The organism is Sulfitobacter rhodophyticola (assembly GCF_041281685.2).
Lineage (GTDB): Bacteria > Pseudomonadota > Alphaproteobacteria > Rhodobacterales > Rhodobacteraceae > Sulfitobacter.
In genome coordinates this window covers 969,491-988,499 of record NZ_CP166251.2, presented here as the reverse complement: position 1 = coordinate 988,499, position 19,009 = coordinate 969,491, and the positions used below count along the sequence as shown (strand labels likewise).

The following is a 19,009-nucleotide window of genomic DNA, read 5'->3' as shown; positions in this document are numbered from 1 at the left end:
TCGGGCCAGGAGGGGTGGGCTGACAGTAGAATGGAGCAATTACCTTCCCGTCCGACCGAAGTTGCCGTTTTATTCGGCGAAGGCGGTGTGGTTGCCTAATTTTCGGGCATTTGGATAGAGCTGGACGGCAGCCTGCCCACCGACCGATGCATGATCTTTCGCAATGGGACGGGGGTCGGGCCCGGTCATCGGATCAAGCCGACACTGGGTTGTGCGCGGCGACGCCAATGACAGCACAGCGCCAGCCTTTGACATGAAAGTCGCTGCCTCCTTTTGTAATCCTGCGTCGCCGTATTCATGGCGTGCAAGCGGGGACACCGACAGCCTTTTGCGCCCATACGCCCTGCACGAATTCTGCACATCTATCCCGCGCTGCCTGCACCTGTGGCTGTCAGACAATGGCATGAACAAACAGGAGAGAGCAGGCATGAAGACATATCTTATCCGGGGTGTCCCCCCGTCGGTTCAGCGCGATGGCTGGTGGTTGAACGCAGACCGGACGGCGCCGCGGTCGCAGGCGCCGCAGGACAGCAGGGCGCGGGGGGCTCCGGCGCAGGTGGTCCTTCTTGTTGCCCTTATCGTGCTTGGGGACGTGCTTGTCTGGCAGGTGATGCCGGGGATCTCGCTCGCGGTATTCTGCGCGGCGTTGGTGCTGGGTGCTGTCGCGCTGAAACCGGGGGGGGTTGGCCGCCGGTTGGGTGCGCGGGTTGCGGGCGGCACGTTTTTGGCGCTGATGCCGCTGGTGGAATTGGTGCAGCCCTTGTCGATGCTGATCGCGGTGGTCGGGCTTTCGGTGGTGCTTGTCATGATTGCAGGGATACGGCGCCGCGCGTTGGGGCATGCGGCGCTGCGATTGTGGCCCGTGGGGATTGCGCAAGGCCTGCGGGATCTTTTCGGTCCGCTCAGGTGCTGGTCCCAGCAGGGCATTGATCTGCAACTTTCCGGCCTTGTGCGGGGATGGCTTGTGCCGTTGGGCTTGGGTGGTCTTTTCGTTTTGCTGCTGCTGGTTGCCAACCCAGTTGCCGTCACCTGGCTGGAGCATCTGACGCTTTTTGAGCCTGCGCTTCCGGAGGCCGGGCGCGTCGTGTTCTGGCTGCTGTTGGTGCCGGTGATCTGGTCCGTCCTGTCGGTGACGCGGATGCGGGAGCAACTGCGCGGCGGGATGTCAAAGGTCGCGCGGGTTCAGGGGCCCGCGCGCGAGGGGTTGATCAATCCGGCTTCCACCGCGCGGGCGCTGGTGGTGTTCAACACGGTCTTTGCGGTGCAGACGCTGATGGACATGGTGTATCTTTACGGCGGTGTCGGCCTGCCTGCGGGGATCACCTATGCGGAATACGCCCACAGGGGGGCTTATCCGCTGGTCATCACGGCGTTGTTGGCCGGGGCGTTTGCGCTGATGTGCCAGCGCTGGGTCGCCGGCGCGCCGGTGCTGCGCGCGCTCCTGATGCTTTGGGTGGCGCAGAACGTGGCGCTGGTGATCAGTTCGGAAGTGCGCTTGTCGCTCTATGTCGAGGTCTACGGGCTGACGCGGCTCAGGCTGGCGGCGGCAATCTGGATGGGGTTGGTTGCTACGGGGCTGGTCATGATCCTGTGGCAGGTCTGCGCGGGATACGGCAACCGCTGGCTGCTGGTGCGGCTGGGCGCGCTGGGGGCCGGGGTACTGTACGTCTGCGCCTGGGTCAGCTTTGATGCGGCGATCGCAGCCTATAACCTGAGCCATGATGTGCGGCATGACACCCGTTATCTGTGCCAGCTTGCGGATGGGGCGCAGCCGGTGATTGCAGCCTATGATGCGCAGCGGGAGACGACGCTGTGCCGCTGGCCCGCTGCGGTCGACATGCCGCAGGACTGGCGCGAATGGGGCTTTCGCAATTGGCGCGCGCGCCATAGCCTGAACGCCATCCAGACCGGGACTTTCCAATGACGCCGCAGATCCTGATTGTAGACGACGACCCGCAGATCCGGTCGGTGCTGCGCATTGCCTTACGGCAGGCGGGCATGACGGTTGAAGAGGCGGGCGACGGGGAAGAAGGGTTGAGCAAGGCGCGTTCCGGCCGGTTCGATCTGATCGTGCTGGACATTGGCCTGCCCGCGCGCGACGGGCTTGAGGTGTGCCGCGCGCTGCGGGTTAGTGACCAGACGCCGGTGTTGTTCCTGACCGCAAGAGACGAGGAGATTGACCGCATCCTGGGATTTGAATTGGGCGGCGATGATTACGTGACCAAACCGTTTTCGCCCCGCGAGTTGGTGGCGCGGATCAAGGCCATCCTGAAACGTGGGGTCCCGCAAAGTGCGGGTTCAGTGCAGCAGCGTGGTGTCCTGCGGCTGGATACCGCGCGCCATGCCTGTCTGGTGGTGGAGACCTCCGTGCCGCTGACTGCACGGGAAATGGGAATACTGGCGCAACTGATGGCGCGACCTGATCAGGTGATTGCACGGCCTGCGTTGGTGGATGCGGTCTATGGCCTTGGTATGGACGTGTCGGACCGCACGCTGGACAGTCATTTGCGGAACCTGCGTGCGAAACTGGCCAAGGCGGGCTGTGCGGAAGCGATTGAAACTGTTCATGGCGTGGGCATCCGGATGGGGCCATGCAGCCCCGCGTAAGACGCAAATGGCGTCCGCCGCTCGCTTTGGTGGTGGGTGGCACGCTGGCGGGCGTGCTGGGCGTGCCTTTGGTCGGCATCGCCTATTTCCGGGTGGCGGGCAATGTGCTGGGCTGGGCGGAGACGGCTTGGCTGATCGGTTGGATGGCGGTTGTCTCCACGGTGATCCTTGGCTTCTTGCTGTGGCGGTTGGTGCTGCGGCCTGTCTATGCGTTGACCGCCCATGCCCGCGCGATGAAGGCAGGGCGGCTTGACGCACCGCTGCCGGCGCATTTCGGCACGCCGGAATTCTCTCAACTGGGGCAGAGCGTGATCGACATGGGCACGACGCTGCACAACCGCGCGACTGGCCTGCGGGCCTATGCGGGACATGTGACCCATGAGTTGAAATCGCCCCTGACGGCCATCGCTGGCGCTGCGGAATTGTTGCAGGGGGATGTGACGCCGCAAGACCGCACCGATCTGGCGCGTACCATCGCGCAGGCGGCTGAGCGAATGGAACATTTGCTGGCGGATTTGCGTGCCCATGCGGCGGCCGGGCTGGCGCGGTCGGGTGGTGTGGTGCGCCTGTCGGATGTGGCGCCAGCGCTGGAAGGTATCGAGGTGCGCATATCGCAGGATGGGACGGTGCCGATGCCACGTGGCGATCTTCACGCGGTGCTTCAGCAATTCGCACAGAATGCGGTCACCCATGGTGCGGGGCAATTGGATCTTGCCTGGGAAAGAAATGCCTTGCGCGTTCAGGACAACGGCCAAGGTGTGGCGCCGGGTGACCGGGACCGGTTGTTTGATCCGTTCTTTACCACAACGCGGGATCAGGGTGGCACCGGTATGGGGCTCAGCATCGTGCAAGCGCTTGTTGGTGCGCATGGAGGACAGGTGGTTTACGTCCCCGGTGACAATGGTGCCTGTTTCGAGGTGCGCTTCTAGCGTCATGGTGGAGGCTGCTGCGGAGCGGCGAAATCAGTCGTTTTAGGGCACAGCAGGCCGGCGATTCGCCCGATTCGCACTTTTTCACCCAACCGATTCGTTTTCTCTTTGACCTGCGAATCATCCGCTGTGTATACGGGTTTAACAAATAACGGCCAGGACGGCGCATTCGCCTAACCTGTCGAGCAGAGGATGCACCCCGGGGGATAGCGGGGTGTGTTCAAGGTCGGCCAGATGCCAGTCTTTGAGGCGTCGCCGGATTTCCCCGCGACTGGCCTTTGTCCGAAAGCAATAATAACCGGCGGTGCAGTAGTCAGTCATATCGGGTCGTCCCTCCCTCGGGGGCGGCCCGTTTTACCGCGCAGACCTGTTCGCAGCACTGGCAGAATCGCGGGCAACCATGCTAGGTCTTGCGGCATGGCACATCCCAACCGCAACATATCCACAGACCGGCCCCAGATCAGGCAACTGGACGAGGCGGCGATCAACCGCATTGCCGCAGGCGAAGTCGTCGAACGGCCTGCGTCGGCTGTGAAGGAACTGGTGGAGAATGCGGTAGACGCGGGCGCCCGCCGGATCACAGTGGAATATGCGGATGGCGGGAAGACGTTGATCCGTGTGACGGATGATGGATGTGGCATTCCGCCTGACGACTTGCCACTGGCTTTGTCGCGTCATGCGACGTCGAAGATTGACGGGTCGGACCTGCTGAACATCCACACTTTCGGCTTTCGGGGAGAGGCGCTACCCTCCCTTGGGGCGGTGGGGCGGTTGAGCATCGTCAGTCGGGCAGAGGGGTTTGAGGCGGCCGAAATCCGGGTCAGCGGCAGCAAGATGGCGCCAGTGCGCCCGGCCGCGCTGAACAGCGGCACGGTCGTGACCCTGCGGGATCTGTTCTTTGCCACGCCTGCGCGGCTCAAGTTCATGCGCACGGATCGGGCAGAGGCGCAGGCGATTGGCGATGTGGTCAAGCGATTGGCGATGGCGGAGCCGTTCGTGCAGTTCACGCTGCGCGACGTGTCTGGTGATGGTGCGGGGCGCGAGGTGTTTCGCGTCGGTGCCGCACAGGGCGATCTGTTCGAGGCGTTGCAGGGGCGGTTGGCGGATGTGCTGGGACGGGAGTTTACAGATAATGCGCTGGCCATTGATGCGCAGCGTGAGGGGCTGCATCTGACCGGGTTTGCGGCATTGCCGACCTATTCACGGGGCGCGGCGGTGGCACAGTTCCTGTTCGTCAACGGACGGCCTGTGAAGGACAAGATGCTGACAGGCGCGTTGCGCGGCGCGTATTTCGATTTTCTGAGCCGGGACAGGCATCCGGCGGCTGCGTTGTTCGTGGATTGTGATCCGACGCTGGTGGATGTGAACGTGCACCCGGCGAAATCCGAAGTGCGGTTCCGCGATCCCGGTCTGGCGCGGGGGCTGATCGTTTCGGCGTTGCGCCATGCGCTGGCAGAGGCGGGGCATCGGGCGTCGACCACAGTGGCGGATGCGACGCTGGGCGCGATGCAGGCGGAGCCGGTAGAGGCGCGGGTCTATCAGATGGACCGGCCGTCGCTTGGCGCACGCACTGCCGCGTATCAGGCGCAGGCACCGGGGTTTGCGGAGACGCGCGGCGTTTGGGGGCGGGTGGAAACCCCCGCGCCAGACGTGACGGCGCAAGCGCCGGAGCCCGACTATCCGCTGGGCACCGCGCGGGGGCAGGTGCATGAGAATTACATTATCGCGCAAACGGCGACGGGAATGGTGATTGTGGACCAGCACGCCGCGCATGAGCGGTTGGTTTATGAAAAGCTGAAACGCCAGATGGCGGAGAATGGGGTCGCGGCGCAGGCGCTGCTGATCCCGGAAATTGTGGAGTTGTCGGCAGGCGATTGCGCGCGGCTGTTGGAGATGCAGGAAGCCTTTGCGCAATTCGGGTTGGGGATCGAAGCCTTTGGCGGTGGTGCGATTGCGGTGCGGGAGACGCCGGCGGTCCTGGGGCAAGTCGATGCGAAAGCGATGATCCTGGATATTCTGGATGAGTTGGCCGATCAGAATGACAGCACGTTGGTGCAAGCGCGGATCGAGGCGATCCTGAGCCGGGTGGCGTGTCATGGGTCGATCCGGTCGGGGCGCTGGATGCGGGGCGAGGAGATGAACGCGCTCTTGCGCGAGATGGAGGCGACACCGCATTCGGGGCAGTGCAACCATGGGCGGCCCACCTATGTGGAATTGAAACTGGCCGATATCGAACGGCTGTTTGGGCGGACGTGATGGAAATAGCAGGCGTTGTATACCAGTGGGATGATCCGCGTGTGATTGCCGCCCTTGTCGGCGCAGCGGTGGTTTTGCTGATCCTGGTGTTGCTGATCGTCGCGGTGCGCGCGGCAGGGCGGTCGGCGCGGATGGCGGCACCGCTGGGACAGCAATTGCAGATGCTGGGTGGGCATGTGCAGCAGTTGGGGGCGTCGCAGGAACGCTTGCAGGGCGGTTTGCAGACCGTGTCCGATACGCAGGCCAATGCGCAGGCGCAGATGATCCAGACCGTGGAGACGCGGCTGAACACCGTGCAATTGCAGATGCAGGAGCGGTTGGCGGAGAATGCCGCAAGGTCCCAGCGGGCTTTGGTGGAGATGCAGGAACGGATGAACCAGACGCTGCATGGCTCGGCGAAGCAGACCACCACCAGCCTGACGCAGTTGCAGGAACGGCTGGCGGCCATCGACAAGGCGCAGGACAACATCACCAAGTTAAGCGGCGATGTGCTGAGCTTGCAGGACATCCTGAGCAACAAGCAGACGCGCGGTAGCTTTGGGGAGATCCAGTTGCGCGATATCGTCAGCAAGGCGCTGCCCGCAGACAGCTATGCGTTGCAGGCGACATTGAGCAACGGCAAGCGGCCCGATTGTCTGGTGCATTTACCGAACCCTCCCGGGCCCATCGTGATCGACAGCAAGTTTCCGCTGGAGGCCTATGAGGCGCTGCGGGCAGCGGAGAATGATTTTGCGCTGAAGGAAGCTGTGCGCGCGATGAAGGTCGCGGTGCGCAAGCATATAGATGATATTTCGGAGCGCTACATCATCGAGGGAGAGACGGCGGATGGGGCACTGATGTTCCTGCCGTCAGAGGCGGTCTATGCCGAGTTGCACGCGAATTTTGGTGAGTTGACGCGCTATGGGTTCGAAAAGCGGGTCTGGATCGTGTCACCCACGACCTGCATGGCGACGTTGAACACCATGCGCGCCATTCTCAAGGATGCGCGGATGCGGGAGCAGGCCGGGGCCATTCGCCGCGAACTGGGCTTGTTGCACGCGGATGTGGAGCGGCTGGTGACGCGGGTTGGCAAGTTGGACACCCATTTCAATCAGGCGCGCAAGGATGTGGATGATATCCTGATCAGCGCGGAGAAATCGGCCAAGCGGGCGGGCCGACTGCACAATTTCGATTTCGAAGAGATTGAGCAGGAAAAAGCGACGCCTTCTGTTGTGCCGCTGGAACGGCCAAAGGGTTAGCCCGCCCGTTCATGGTGCAAGACGTCACCTTCCAGCCCGTTCAGACTGCGGGCTGGAGGGCTGATTTCAGTCAGATGTTCACGAACCGCTGTACGACCCGGGGCAACCAGCCCTTGAAATTGAGCGGGGCATCCGTGACGGCAAGGCAGATGCAATCTTCGTTCGGATCTGCCTTGGGAGTGTGCGTGACATCGCCATCGGCCACCTCTAGGTCGCCGCGTGCGAACCGGTCTTCCTCGTCCGCGAAGGCACCTTGCAGCACGAGCGTGAGCTCATTGCCATGGTGACTGTGATCGGGGATCGCCACGCCTGCGGGAATGTGCAGCAGGCGGGCGCTGGCATCGGGTGACGTGGGCAGGATCGCCTGCTTTACGCCCATGCCGATGGGGCGCCAATGCACTGCGTCCAGATCGCCGCCGACGTATGCCTGCAAGGGTGCCGGCAGTACGCCGGGCGTGGGTTTCGCACGCGGTGGCGGTGGCAGGTCCAGTGCGGCCAGCGCCCGCTCAAGACTTTCGGCACACATCGGCACGGCGCCGGTTTCCTCCAGCAGGCTGCCGCCAACGGCATCGCAGCTTTCGACAACTGCGCGGCACTCGTCACAAAGGGAGACATGGGTCGCGATAATAAGATTGAACGCTTCAGGCAGGTTGCCTGTTGCGTAGGCCATAAGAGTGGCCTCTGTCGGATGATGTTTAATCGTCATTGTCCCTATTCACATCATTGCATGGCGTGGCGCAGGCGGTCGAGCGCGAGCCGGATCCTGGATTTGATCGTGCCAAGTGGCAGACCGGTGATACGCGCGATTTCCGATTGGCTGAGATCGCCAAAGTAGGCTTTCTCGATCAGGTCGCGCTGGGCGTCAGGCAGCTTGGCGAGAGCGGCACTGAGGTTTTCGCTTTCCTGTTGCAGGGCGATGACATCGGCCTGGTCAGGTTCGGGTTCGGGGCCCCACGGCAAGTCTTCGGGTTCGGGCCGACGCTGGCGGCGCAGCATGTCGATGCGCCGGTTGCGGGCGATGGTGAAGATCCATGTGGCAACAGATGCGCGGGTCGGATCAAACTGACCGGCCTTGTTCCACAGGGTCGTCAGCACCTCCTGCGCACATTCCTCCGCCATGGTGGCGTCTGCGCCGGATTTGATAAGAAAACCTTTAATGCGGGGCGCAAAATGGGTGAACAGTTCAGCAAAGGCAGCGCGATCACGATGATCGCGAACACGCACCATCAGGTGCACCCAATTGGGTTCATCGCGGGTCTTGCTGTCGCCCACTCGTACCTTCCCTGCTGTTCCCTGCGTTTGCAGACAGATCAACGCCGCGCCGAAGTCGACTTCGGCCTGCGCAGGGGTTTCCATCACTGATGATTGAGCTAGCATACTCATTCTACGGGACAAGTGCCGCGTTGGATCATAGGTGGGTCAAAAAAATCTTTGTCACTCTTTTGCATCCAATCCCGGACGCCTTGCGTATCCGTTGCAATAACAATCGACCACAGGAAACCACCAAACATGTCTTTTGAAGAACCCGTCGTTGGGACGCGTCCCAATGCGCTGCCGCCTCGCAAGATCGCCGTTATCGGGGCGGGTATCTCAGGGATGGGGGCCGCGCACATGCTGGCCGACACCGATCACGTGACCCTGTTCGAAGCGGGCGCGCGTCTGGGCGGACATGCGCGGACGGTTGTTGCGGGCAAGAATGGCGATCAGCCCGTCGATACCGGGTTCATCGTCTTCAACTATGCGAACTATCCCCATCTTGCGGCGCTGTTCAAAAAACTGGACGTGCCAGTGGTCAAATCGAACATGAGCTTTGGTGCATCCATCGATGGTGGGCGCATGGAATATGCGCTGACCAGTCTCAATGCCATCTTCGCGCAGCGGCGCAATCTGGCGAATCCGCGGTTTCTGGCGATGTTGCGCGATATCGTGAAGTTCAACAAGAACGCCCTGCGCCATGCAGATGACCGGGACATGACGATCGGTCAGTTCCTGAACCACCTCGGGATGGGGTCGTATTTTCGCAAATATTATCTGACGCCGCTGTCGGGTGCGATCTGGTCCACGCCGACGGAAAAGATCATGGACTTCCCCGCGCATGCGATGATTTCCTTTTTCGAGAACCACGCACTGCTTGCCTATTCCGGGCAGCATCAATGGTACACGGTGCAGGGCGGTTCGCAGGCATATGTATCGCGGTTGGAAGCGGCGATGCTGGGGCAGGGCGTCGATGTGCGCCTGAACGCAACAATCGCGGGCGTCCGCCGCACTGGTCTTGGCGTGGAAGTGCGCACACATGGCGGCGACTGGGAAGCCTTCGACGAGGTGGTGTTTGCCACGCATTCGGATGACACGCTGAAGATGCTCAGCGATGCCGACGCTCAAGAAAGCGCTGCACTGGGTGCCATCAAGTACCAGCCCAACGATATTGTTCTGCACGCCGATGCAAGCATCATGCCCAAACGCCGCTCCACCTGGGCCAGTTGGGTCTATACGGAAGACAAGGCCGCCCAGAGCGAACGTATTGACCTGACCTATTGGATGAATTCATTGCAGCCCATCCCGATGGATGATCCGCATTTCGTGACCCTTAACACCAAGCGCCAGATCCGCGAGGAGCTGATTTATGATCAGGTCACGCTGCGCCATCCGGTCTACGATTTGGCTGCCCTTGCGGCTCAGGAAAAGATTGCCGCCTTCAACGGCGGTCGCAACACGTGGTTCTGCGGCGCTTGGATGGGGCATGGGTTTCATGAAGACGGGTTGCGCAGTGCCGTGAATGTGGTTGAAGCGCTGCGTGTGTCACGCGCCGTGCCGCTGGCGGCTGAGTGATCCACAGCGTCGATCATATCGCGGGGCATACGTTCCATGGCCGCAAAGGGGCCGTGGACAACGCGTTTCGCTATTCCATCGACTACGTGCTTTTCGATGCGGAGGCCACGCTGCGAACACCGGGTCTGTTTGGCCGGAACCGGGCAGGGCTGACATCAGTTCAGGACCGGGATCATGGCGGTGCGCCGAAGACCGGGACAGGGGCACGTTGGGCCCGGGCGGTGCTGGAAACGCACGGTATCGCGGGCATTGACCGGATTGAGTTGCTGACCCAGCCGCGGGTTCTGGGACATGTATTCAACCCGGTCAGTTTCTGGTTGTGCAGTGATGCGGCCGGTGATCTGATCTGCGTGATCGCTGAAGTCAGCAATACCTTCGGGGACAGGCATTGCTATCTGTGTCATCACGATGATTTGCGCCCGATCCAGCCCAGCGACCATTTGCAGGCCGACAAGATTTTCCATGTCTCTCCGTTTCAACCGGTAGAGGGCGGGTATACATTCCGCTTTGACATTCGTCCGGACAAGATCGGCATTTGGATTGATTATACTGCGGGCAATGGCGGGCTGATCGCCACGCTGGAAGGGCCACGCAAGCCGCTTACCAACCGGGGTATCCTGCAAGCCATGTGGCGCAGGCCATTCGGGGCGCGGCGCGTCTTGTTCCTGATCCACTGGCAGGCGGTAAAGCTTTGGTTCAAGCGCGCGCCGTTCCGGTCCCGGCCCGAGCCGCCCGAGCAAGAGGTCAGCCGTTGATCTCAGCACGGGCGCAGCGCTTGCCCTCCTACGCGCTATTTGCGGCATTGTTGTCGGCCGCCGGGCTGCCGATCTATATCCACGCGCCGAAATTCTATGTCGATCAATACGGCGTGTCCCTTGCGGCCCTTGGGACGGTTCTGTTTGTGCTTCGTCTTCTGGACGTGGTGCAGGATCCGCTGTTGGGCAAATTGTCGGAGCGGCTGCGCCACCGGCGCGGGATTGCCGTTGCCGTGGGCGCCGGCATGATGGCGCTGGCGATGATGGGGCTTTTTGCAGTGGCACCCCCGGTCGCGCCGGTCCTTTGGTTCGCCGGGATGCTGACACTTGTGTTCTCTGGCTTCAGCTTTCTGACGATCTGTTTCTATGCCCAGGGTGTCGCCAAGGCTGACGCCATCGCGGGACAAGGCCACCTGATGTTGGCCCGCTGGCGCGAGACGGGGGCGTTGCTTGGCGTTTGTGCGGCTTCCGTGGCGCCGGTTATGCTGGGTGTCTGGCTGGATGCACCATTTGCCGGTTTCGCAGTGGGCTTTGCGCTGCTTGCCCTTTTTGCTGTGCTGGCGATGTCGGATGAATGGCGGGCGGCAGACCTGCCAGCGTCAACGGGTTTTGCGACCGTGCTCAAGGATGCCGTGGCGCGGCGCTTGCTGCTGGTCGCGTTGCTGAATGCGGCCCCTGTCGCCGTCAGTTCGACCCTGTTCCTGTTTTATGTGGAACGCGCGTTGGAAGCGCCGGGATGGGAAGGGCCGCTTTTGCTGCTGTTCTTCCTGTCAGCCGCTGCCGCGGCCCCGTTCTGGAGCATGCTGGCGGAACGGTTTGGCGGCAAACGGGTGTTGCTGCTGGCGATGGTGCTGGGCATTGTCGCCTTCGGCGGGGCGCTGTTTCTCGGGCCGGGTGATGTGTTGCTGTTTGCGCTTGTGTGCCTTGCCTCAGGTGCGGTGCTGGGGGCGGACCTGACGCTGCTACCTGCGATGTTTGCCACGCGCATGGCGAAAATCAGCCCGTCGGCGGCAGAGGGGTTCGGACTTTGGTCGTTCGTATCAAAGTTCACGTTGGCATTGGCCGCTGTTGTCCTACTTCCTGTGCTTGAGGGCGCAGGCTTGCAGACAGACGGCACGGAAAGCCCACCCGAGGCGATCCGCATGTTGATCCTGCTGTACGCCGGTGTCCCCTGTGTCCTGAAACTGTGCGCGATTGCACTGCTTGCGCGTGTATCAATTGTTGAGGAAGTGTGATGGAAACGTTCCTTTTGGTTTTTGTTGGTGTGGTGCTGGCCTTCTCCTCCGTTCTGCTGCGCAGGCGCTATGCGGCGTTCCATGGCCAGACCCCTGCTGATTACGATGACGGATCCCCGACCTTCGATCTGCAAACCCACCTTAACGGGGACATGGTGTGCGACGGTGTCATCTTTGGTCCATTGGGCCGTGTGACAAGTACCTTCGTCGCCGATTTCCGCATCACATGGGACGGCGACGTTGCCGTTATGGATGAGCTCTTTCGCTTCAACGACGGGACCACGCAACAACGGCAATGGACGATCCGTCTGAAAGAAGACAGCACGTTCGAAACCCTTGCCGCAGATGTGGTGAAGGGTGGTCATGGAACACTGGCAGGGCCTGCGGCCCTGATGCGCTACGCGATCCGCCTGCCGGAAGAAACGGGCGGGCACACGCTGAACACGGTTGACTGGATGTATCTGACGCCCGGCGGTGTGATCGTGAACCGCAGCCAGTTCCGCAAGTTCGGGATCAAGGTCGCAGAACTGGTAGCAACAATCAGACCAAAGGGTGCTTAATGCGTAATTGGCAGGGTAAAAGGTATTGGCTGGTCGGTGCCAGCGACGGGTTGGGTGCGGCGCTGGCTCACAAGCTGAGCCGCGCTGGCGCGGAGGTGATCGTGTCCGCCAGGTCCGAAGACAAACTTCAGTCACTGGTGGACGACCTGCCGGGCAAGGCATCGGTGCAGACCATCGACGTGGCCGATGATGAAAGTGTCGAAGCCGCGGCCAAGGCTGTGGGCGACGTGGATGGCGTGGTCTTTCTGGCAGGCGTTTACTGGCCGTTCGGGGCCAAGGAGTGGGACGCAGCAAAGGCCACTGCCATGGCGGACATCAATTTCACCGGGCTGGTTCGGGTGATGGGGCAGGTGGTCCCCGGCATGGTGGCGCGCGACAAGGGTCACATCGTGATCACGTCCAGCCTGACGGGATTCAGAGGGCTTCCCGGTTCCATCGGGTACACGGCTTCGAAGGCGGCGACCATGTCGCTGGCGGAGTGCATGTATGCGGATCTGCGAAAGACCGGTGTGGATGTGCAGGTGATCAATCCGGGCTTCATCAAAACTCAGTTGACCGAGAAGAACGATTTCACCATGCCCTTCATCATGTCGCCCGAAGATGCAGCGCGCGAAGTGATCGAACACATGGGGACGGACAAATTCAAGAAGAGCTTCCCATGGCTGTTCTCCATGGTGTTCAGGCTCAGCCAGTTCCTGCCGGATTGGCTGTATTTCCGGATCTTTTCTTGAGTTGATCTGTCTGCCTTCGGGTTTGGGCGTACTGGGCTGATCTGCGTACCGCAGGTCGGACATTGACCGGGTCAACGCAGAAGCGCCTCAATCCTTGTCCGGGTCTGTTGTGCTTCGGCTTCCAGCCAATTGATAAACCGCTGAACTTGCGGCCGATTTTCCACCCCCGCCCGCATGCTGAGCCGATAGGGATGTGGCGCGGGGATATTTTGTGAGATCGGAAACGGCAGCAAGATCGTGCCTTTGTCCAGATCCCGCAGCACAAGTGAAAGACCGCACAGGAAGAACCCGACGTCTTGTCGAGCGGCCTCCAGCGCAAGCTTTGCCTGAGGGTAATGAATGCCACGGTCAGTGCCGCGCGCGCGGTGGCCAAAGGCATCGAACCAATCCACCCATCCGGGGTAATCTTTTTCGTCGCGCTGTCGCTTGAGATGGAGCAGGGGCATCCCCTCCATCATATGTTCGGCGTCCTGTGCCGCCAGTCGGCGCGGATTGTCGGGGCCGGTGACAGGAACAAGCACGTCCCTGAACAACGCGGTTCCTTGCCCGTCGTCCAACAGGATACGCAAATCGGGCGATCCGATACGAAGCGGCACATCGCCGTCGCCGTTGATGCAGAACAGGATATTCGGGTGCTCTGCACGGAACGCCGGGAGGCGTGGTGCGAGCCATTGATCCGCCCAATCCGGGTCTGCAACGATGTGTATTTCGCCTACCCTCTGAAAATCGAGTGTGTTTGTCGCGCGCTCCAGCGCATCAAAGGCAGTGCGGAGATCAGCGATCGCAAGCTGAAGTTCGGGGGTCGGCTTTAGTCCGGATCGACCCCGCAGCAACAGTTCAGTTCCCAGGTAGTCTTCGAGCGTTCGAATGCGCTGGCCCACCGCAGCGGGGGTGATACCCAACCGGGCAGCCGCCTTGGTCAACGACCCTTCACGGATGGCAAGCTCAAGCGCTTGGAGTGATTTAAGGTGCGTCACAGACGTCATTAATAAAGGTTATCTTTACTTCGCGAAGGATTCCATATTTTTCCCGAAGGTCACCTTTTCTTGGCTAAAGAAAATTGAATTTCCGGGGAGCCAGCCTGTCATGTACCCTTTGATCATTCCATCAATCACATCGAAGGAGACCACAATGAAGCGCTTCATGATCGAGCGGGATATTCCTGGAATCGGGGAATTCTCATTGACAGAGCTTTGCGGCGCGGCACGTGCGTCGAACCAGGCGCTGACGACGATCGGCCCGTCCATTCAGTGGCAACACTCCTATGTTGCCGGCGAAAAGACCTTTTGCGTCTATCTTTCCGAAAGCGAGGACGAGATTGCAAAGCACGCTGAGCTCAGCGGTATTCCTGTATCCAGGATCACTGAGATCGGGCAAATCATCGATCCCTTGACCGCCAACAATTGACCCTTGAGAGAATTCGATCAGGGCGACCGAGACCGGTGGTCGTCCTGACGCGCAAATTTGGCCGCATCGGACAATGCCCTCAACCGCCGAACGCTAGAGCATGTCGCGCGCACGCATAGCCTGGACGCTTGGACGGGCCTCCATCCGGGTCAGATAGGCCTGAATGGCAGGGAAGTCCGGCACTGTGACACCGTCGCCTTCGAGCCAGTTGCAGACGATGAAAAGATAGGGGTCGGCAAGGGTGAACTGCGTGCCACAGGCGTAGTCGCCGCGCAGGCATTCCGCTTCGACATAAGCCGCGCAGTCGGTCATGTTTGCCGGGACCTTCGCTGCCATGTCATCGAAGCTGGCTTGCTGGTCCGCCCAGCGGCTGCCACGCATCTTGTGGGCGTGGGCCACGTGCATGGTGGAGGCGAGGTAATACATCACGCTGCGCATGTGGGCGGCGTCTTCGGCATCGGTGGGGATCAGGCCAGCATTCGGTGCACAGGTGGCGATGTAGTCCAGCAGGGCGCCGGTTTCGGTCAGCACAGTGCCGTTGTCGGTGATCAAGGCGGGTACGCGGCCCTTGGGGTTGATCGCCAGATAATCGGGTTTGGTCTGCTCTGCCGTGCTGAAATCCACGCGCGTTGCTTCATAGGAAAGCCCTGCTTCTTCCAACCCGATGGCGACGGCGATTGAAATGGTGCCTTTTGCGTAGAAGAGCTTCAGCATGACATGGCTTCCTCAGATATGGGTTTGTGCCGCGCGGCGGTGGGGCGTGTCCAGATGTGGGACGGCGTTGTAAAGGACCGGGGACCAATGCCCGCCGATCGGGAACAGACGGTGCATCGAGGTGTGCATAATGCCGAGGGCAAGTCGGGCTTGTGCCGGGATCGCAAGGCCCATGGCCTGTGCCATGGCCATGGCAATCAACCCGCCCGAGGTGACCACAAGCGCCGGGCCGGATCCGCTGGCGATTTCCGCCAATGCATCTGAAACGCGGGTGTGGAATTCATCCCATGTCTCCGGTGCGGCTTCGATCTTTCCGGCTTTCCAGTAGTCAAACACGGTGGGCAGATGGGTGGTAAATGCCCCCTGTTCGGATGGGAAAGCAATGCCGTGCTGTTCCTCCATCAGGGTGGCAAGGGTGAAATATTCCAGCTCGTTCAGCCGCGCGTCGCGGGTGGCGTCAAGCCCTGTGGCCATGCCTTCGGCGGTTTCGACATGCCGGATTAACGTGCCGGTAAAAAGCCGGGTGTGGTGGGTTTCCGTGTCGCGCAGGTACTCCCCCAGCCAACCGGCTTGCTCGTGGCCCAGCGGGCTGAGCTTGTCATAGCTTTTCTCATCCGTCGCGGTGGAATTGGCCTGGCCGTGGCGGATCAGCGTGATGTGGGACATGGGACGCTCCTTTGGGGGCTTTGATAGGGGAGGAGGCAGGGGGAGAAAAGGCCACGTGGCGGAATTAATCGTGCGGCATCTGCACGGTCTGACCCCTATCGGAAACGTGCTTGGCGCAAAACTCTGGCAGGGTGTCGGGATTGACCCTCCTGCAGAGGGTGGAATCCCGCTATCTGTGTTAAGGTTGGACGCGGGAGGCACTGATGTCAGACATGATCCGGATCACCTTGAACGGTGAGGATATCGAGGTTGAGGCAGGCCAGACGATCTGGGAAGTGTCCCATGGTCGCGGCTTGAAGATTCCGCACCTGTGTCACAAGCCCGCGCCCGGGTATCGCCCGGACGGCAATTGCAGGGCCTGCATGGTCGAAGTGGAGGGGGAGCGCACGCTGGTGGCGTCCTGCATCCGCGATGTGGCGGATGGCATGGTGATCAAGACCGATACCGCGCGGGCGGAAAGCGCCCGCAAGATGGTGATGGAGTTGTTGCTGGCAGATCAGCCGCCGCAGGAGGTCGCCCGTGATAAATCCAGTCATTTGTGGGATATGGCCGTGGAGAATGGCGTGGACGCCAGCCGTTTCCCCAAGCTGGAAAACGGGCGCATTCCGCTGCTGGACGACAGCCATGTCGCGATGCGCGTCAACCTGGATGCCTGTATCCAGTGCGGGCTGTGTGTGCGGGCCTGTCGAGAGGTGCAGGTCAACGACGTGATCGGCATGGCCGGGCGCGGGCACGACAGCTATCCGACGTTCGATATGGCGGACCCCATGGGGGACAGTACCTGCGTGGCCTGCGGTGAATGTGTGCAGGCCTGTCCGACCGGGGCGCTGATGCCTGCGACAGTTCTGGACGACGCACAGGTAGGTGATTCAGCGGATTTCGACGACGAGGTCGAGAGCATCTGCCCGTTCTGCGGCGTGGGCTGCCAGATCAGCCTCAAGGTGAAGGACGGTAAGGTTAAGTACGTTGAGGGGATCAATGGGCCGGCGAACGAGGGGCGGTTGTGTGTAAAGGGGCGGTTTGGGTTTGATTACATCCACCACGACCACCGTCTGACCAAGCCGCTGATCCGCCGTGATGACGCGCCCGCGAAGGGGCTGAACGTCGATCCCGGCAATTGGCAGACGCATTTCCGCGAAGCGACCTGGGATGAGGCACTGGATTTCGCCGCCGCCGGTATGAAGGGGCGCGGGCGTGAGGTGGCGGGTTTCGGATCGGCCAAGTGTACGAATGAAGAAGCCTACCTGTTTCAGAAGATGATCCGGCAGGGGTTTGGGCACAACAACGTCGATCACTGCACGCGGCTGTGTCATGCGTCTTCGGTTGCGGCGCTGATGGAGAACGTCGGTTCGGGAGCGGTCACGGCGACGTTCAATGAGATCGAGAACGCCGATGTGGCGATTGCGATTGGATGTAACCCGATCGAGAACCATCCCGTGGCCGCGACCTATTTCAAGCAGTTCACCAAGCGTGGCGGCAAGCTTATCGTGATGGACCCGCGGGGGCAGGCATTGAAGCGGTTCTCAAGCCATATGCTGCAATTCCGTCCCGGCACGGATGTGTCGACGCTGAATGCGATCATGCATGTGATCGTGGAGGAAGGGCTGTACGATCAGCAATATATCGAGGCCTATACCGAGAACTGGGACGCCGAGAAAGCGCATCTGAAGGATTTCACGCCGGAGAAAATGGCTGAGGTTTGCGGAATTGACGCGGAAACCCTGCGCGATGTGGCACGGACCTTTGCGGGGGCCAATGCGGCGATGATTTTTTGGGGGATGGGTGTCAGCCAGCACATCCACGGAACGGATAATTCGCGGTGTCTTATTTCGCTTGCCCTGATGACGGGACAGGTCGGACGACCGGGTGCGGGGCTCCATCCGCTACGCGGGCAGAACAACGTGCAGGGCGCGTCGGATGCGGGACTTATCCCGATGTTCCTGCCCGACTATCAGTCGGTGATGGATGATGGCGTGCGATCCGCCTTCACGGATGTGTGGGGGTCGAATGATTTCTCTGCCGAGAAGGGTCTGACGGTCACGGAAATCATGGATGCCGTCCATGCAGGCTCCATCAAGGCGATGTATGTGCTGGGTGAAAACCCGGCGATGTCGGACCCGGATGTGGAACATGCACGGGACGCGCTTGCGAAGCTCGATCATCTGGTGGTGCAGGATATTTTCATCACGGAGACCGCGAACTATGCGGATGTGATCCTGCCCGCGTCGGCCTTTGCGGAGAAGTCGGGAACGGTGACCAACACCAACCGTCAGGTGCAGATGGGGCGACCCGCCGTCCCGCCACCCGGTGAGGCGAAAGAGGATTGGTGGATCGAGGTGGAACTGGCCAAACGGCTGGGGCTCGATTGGTCGTACCAGGGTCCGGCGGATGTGTTTGCGGAGATGAAGCGCAACATGAAATCGCTCGACAACATCACCTGGGAGCGGTTGGAGAATGAGAACGCGGTGACCTATCCGTCGCTCAGCCCGGAGGATCCCGGGCAGGCGATTGTGTTTGCCGATGGCTTCCCGCGTCCTGATGGGCGCGCGCGGTTCACGCCTGCGTCGATCATAGCACCCGATGATGTGCCGGATGCCGAATACCCGATGATCCTGACCACGGGTCGGCAGCTGGAGCATTGGCACACCGGGTCGATGACCCGGCGGGCCAGTGTCCTGGATGCGGTGGAGCCGGAGGCGAATTGTTCATTGCATCCCAGCACCTTGCGCAAGCTGGGGGTGGAGCCGGGCGGGTTGGTGCGTCTGACCACCAAGCGCGGCAGCATCGAGATCATGGCGCGGATGGACCGCGCGGTGTCGCCCGATATGGTGTTCCTGCCGTTCGCTTTCGTGGAAGCGGCGGCGAATATCCTGACCAATCCGGCGGTGGACCCATATGGCAAGATCCCGGAGTTCAAGTTTTCGGCTGTGAAGGTTGAAGCGGTTGGGGAGGCGATTGCGGCGGAATAGAGGTTGCGTTTTCTAATTTAGGAAAGCGATGATCACGTATGACGCGTGCGGTTTTCCTTCATAAAGAGAGCTCAGGTTATCAGGATGATCCTGCGACCCAGTACGACTTTCCA

General features: G+C 61.1%; 17 protein-coding genes. 12 read left to right on the top strand and 5 right to left on the bottom strand.

Going from position 1 to position 19,009, the window contains the following annotated elements:
* The first annotated feature begins 427 nt into the window (after positions 1–427).
* The 5 genes from AB4X18_RS05820 to AB4X18_RS05800 all read left to right on the top strand — a co-directional run bounded on the left by AB4X18_RS05820 (position 428) and on the right by AB4X18_RS05800 (position 7,030).
* The gene (locus AB4X18_RS05820) at positions 428–1,924 is read left to right on the top strand and encodes a DUF4153 domain-containing protein (protein WP_432817176.1); all 1,497 of its coding nucleotides are present in this window, start codon (positions 428–430) and stop codon (positions 1,922–1,924) included.
* A complete protein-coding gene (locus AB4X18_RS05815; protein ID WP_370399198.1) occupies positions 1,921–2,607 on the top strand; it encodes a response regulator transcription factor in 687 nt (228 codons plus the stop codon). Before AB4X18_RS05820 ends, AB4X18_RS05815 begins: the two co-directional genes overlap by 4 nt.
* Positions 2,592–3,536 carry a sensor histidine kinase gene (locus tag AB4X18_RS05810; protein ID WP_370399197.1) on the top strand — a complete coding sequence of 315 codons (945 nt, stop codon included), beginning with the start codon at positions 2,592–2,594 and terminating at the stop codon, positions 3,534–3,536. Before AB4X18_RS05815 ends, AB4X18_RS05810 begins: the two co-directional genes overlap by 16 nt.
* Before the next feature lie 417 nt (positions 3,537–3,953).
* A complete protein-coding gene (gene mutL, locus AB4X18_RS05805) occupies positions 3,954–5,792 on the top strand; it encodes a DNA mismatch repair endonuclease MutL (protein WP_370399196.1) in 1,839 nt (612 codons plus the stop codon).
* The gene (locus AB4X18_RS05800; protein ID WP_370399195.1) at positions 5,792–7,030 is read left to right on the top strand and encodes a DNA recombination protein RmuC; all 1,239 of its coding nucleotides are present in this window, start codon (positions 5,792–5,794) and stop codon (positions 7,028–7,030) included. The genes mutL and AB4X18_RS05800 overlap by 1 nt, the downstream gene beginning before the upstream one ends.
* Before the next feature lie 70 nt (positions 7,031–7,100).
* On the opposite strand, the gene AB4X18_RS05795 is transcribed toward AB4X18_RS05800, so the two are convergent.
* On the bottom strand, positions 7,101–7,700 hold the full coding sequence (locus AB4X18_RS05795; RefSeq protein ID WP_370399194.1) for a ChrR family anti-sigma-E factor: 600 nt from the start codon (positions 7,698–7,700) through the stop codon (positions 7,101–7,103).
* Positions 7,701–7,750: 50 nt separating this feature from the next.
* Complete coding sequence (locus AB4X18_RS05790) at positions 7,751–8,257, bottom strand: sigma-70 family RNA polymerase sigma factor (RefSeq protein ID WP_370402584.1); 507 nt, start codon at positions 8,255–8,257, stop codon at positions 7,751–7,753.
* A gap of 282 nt (positions 8,258–8,539) precedes the next feature.
* Here AB4X18_RS05790 and AB4X18_RS05785 point away from each other — a divergent pair, with 282 nt between their 5' ends.
* Genes AB4X18_RS05785 through AB4X18_RS05765 form a run of 5 tightly spaced genes read left to right on the top strand, consistent with a single transcriptional unit; the run spans position 8,540 to position 13,140 of the window.
* On the top strand, positions 8,540–9,859 hold the full coding sequence (locus tag AB4X18_RS05785; RefSeq protein WP_432817175.1) for an NAD(P)/FAD-dependent oxidoreductase: 1,320 nt from the start codon (positions 8,540–8,542) through the stop codon (positions 9,857–9,859).
* Positions 9,856–10,614, top strand: coding sequence for a DUF1365 domain-containing protein (locus tag AB4X18_RS05780; RefSeq protein WP_370399193.1), 759 nt, complete (start codon positions 9,856–9,858; stop codon positions 10,612–10,614). Before AB4X18_RS05785 ends, AB4X18_RS05780 begins: the two co-directional genes overlap by 4 nt.
* Positions 10,614–11,849 (top strand): MFS transporter, encoded by a 1,236-nt coding sequence (locus AB4X18_RS05775; protein ID WP_432817410.1) that lies wholly within the window; start codon positions 10,614–10,616, stop codon positions 11,847–11,849. Before AB4X18_RS05780 ends, AB4X18_RS05775 begins: the two co-directional genes overlap by 1 nt.
* Positions 11,849–12,409, top strand: coding sequence for a DUF3833 family protein (locus AB4X18_RS05770; RefSeq protein ID WP_370399192.1), 561 nt, complete (start codon positions 11,849–11,851; stop codon positions 12,407–12,409). Before AB4X18_RS05775 ends, AB4X18_RS05770 begins: the two co-directional genes overlap by 1 nt.
* Positions 12,409–13,140, top strand: coding sequence for an SDR family NAD(P)-dependent oxidoreductase (locus AB4X18_RS05765; protein ID WP_370399191.1), 732 nt, complete (start codon positions 12,409–12,411; stop codon positions 13,138–13,140). Before AB4X18_RS05770 ends, AB4X18_RS05765 begins: the two co-directional genes overlap by 1 nt.
* Positions 13,141–13,211: 71 nt before the next feature.
* Here AB4X18_RS05765 and AB4X18_RS05760 read toward each other — a convergent pair whose 3' ends face one another.
* Positions 13,212–14,126: a LysR family transcriptional regulator gene (locus AB4X18_RS05760; protein ID WP_370399190.1), complete on the bottom strand. Its 915-nt coding sequence runs from the start codon at positions 14,124–14,126 to the stop codon at positions 13,212–13,214.
* Positions 14,127–14,271: 145 nt separating this feature from the next.
* On the opposite strand from AB4X18_RS05760, the gene AB4X18_RS05755 reads away from it, so the two are divergent.
* On the top strand, positions 14,272–14,547 hold the full coding sequence (locus tag AB4X18_RS05755; protein WP_432817174.1) for a DUF4242 domain-containing protein: 276 nt from the start codon (positions 14,272–14,274) through the stop codon (positions 14,545–14,547).
* 93 nt (positions 14,548–14,640) lie between these two features.
* On the opposite strand, the gene AB4X18_RS05750 is transcribed toward AB4X18_RS05755, so the two are convergent.
* A complete protein-coding gene (locus tag AB4X18_RS05750) occupies positions 14,641–15,261 on the bottom strand; it encodes a glutathione S-transferase family protein (protein ID WP_370399187.1) in 621 nt (206 codons plus the stop codon).
* A gap of 12 nt (positions 15,262–15,273) precedes the next feature.
* Entirely contained in the window at positions 15,274–15,927 is a 654-nt protein-coding gene (locus AB4X18_RS05745) for a histidine phosphatase family protein (protein WP_370399186.1), read from the bottom strand.
* 203 nt (positions 15,928–16,130) lie between these two features.
* On the opposite strand from AB4X18_RS05745, the gene fdhF reads away from it, so the two are divergent.
* On the top strand, positions 16,131–18,896 hold the full coding sequence (gene fdhF / locus AB4X18_RS05740; protein WP_432817173.1) for a formate dehydrogenase subunit alpha: 2,766 nt from the start codon (positions 16,131–16,133) through the stop codon (positions 18,894–18,896).
* Positions 18,897–19,009: the final 113 nt, after the last annotated feature.

What these genes read in the sequence shown, in the direction of transcription:
- AB4X18_RS05820 (WP_432817176.1), top strand. Translation starts at nt 428, where the DNA reads ATGAAGACATATCTTATCCGGGGTGTCCCCCCGTCGGTTCAGCGCGAT.
- AB4X18_RS05815 (WP_370399198.1), top strand. Translation starts at nt 1,921, where the DNA reads ATGACGCCGCAGATCCTGATTGTAGACGACGACCCGCAGATCCGGTCG.
- AB4X18_RS05810 (WP_370399197.1), top strand. Translation starts at nt 2,592, where the DNA reads ATGCAGCCCCGCGTAAGACGCAAATGGCGTCCGCCGCTCGCTTTGGTG.
- mutL (WP_370399196.1), top strand. Translation starts at nt 3,954, where the DNA reads ATGGCACATCCCAACCGCAACATATCCACAGACCGGCCCCAGATCAGG.
- AB4X18_RS05800 (WP_370399195.1), top strand. Translation starts at nt 5,792, where the DNA reads ATGGAAATAGCAGGCGTTGTATACCAGTGGGATGATCCGCGTGTGATT.
- AB4X18_RS05795 (WP_370399194.1), bottom strand. Translation starts at nt 7,700, where the DNA reads ATGGCCTACGCAACAGGCAACCTGCCTGAAGCGTTCAATCTTATTATC.
- AB4X18_RS05790 (WP_370402584.1), bottom strand. Translation starts at nt 8,257, where the DNA reads ATGGTGCGTGTTCGCGATCATCGTGATCGCGCTGCCTTTGCTGAACTG.
- AB4X18_RS05785 (WP_432817175.1), top strand. Translation starts at nt 8,540, where the DNA reads ATGTCTTTTGAAGAACCCGTCGTTGGGACGCGTCCCAATGCGCTGCCG.
- AB4X18_RS05770 (WP_370399192.1), top strand. Translation starts at nt 11,849, where the DNA reads ATGGAAACGTTCCTTTTGGTTTTTGTTGGTGTGGTGCTGGCCTTCTCC.
- AB4X18_RS05765 (WP_370399191.1), top strand. Translation starts at nt 12,409, where the DNA reads ATGCGTAATTGGCAGGGTAAAAGGTATTGGCTGGTCGGTGCCAGCGAC.
- AB4X18_RS05760 (WP_370399190.1), bottom strand. Translation starts at nt 14,126, where the DNA reads ATGACGTCTGTGACGCACCTTAAATCACTCCAAGCGCTTGAGCTTGCC.
- AB4X18_RS05755 (WP_432817174.1), top strand. Translation starts at nt 14,272, where the DNA reads ATGAAGCGCTTCATGATCGAGCGGGATATTCCTGGAATCGGGGAATTC.
- AB4X18_RS05750 (WP_370399187.1), bottom strand. Translation starts at nt 15,261, where the DNA reads ATGCTGAAGCTCTTCTACGCAAAAGGCACCATTTCAATCGCCGTCGCC.
- AB4X18_RS05745 (WP_370399186.1), bottom strand. Translation starts at nt 15,927, where the DNA reads ATGTCCCACATCACGCTGATCCGCCACGGCCAGGCCAATTCCACCGCG.
- fdhF (WP_432817173.1), top strand. Translation starts at nt 16,131, where the DNA reads ATGTCAGACATGATCCGGATCACCTTGAACGGTGAGGATATCGAGGTT.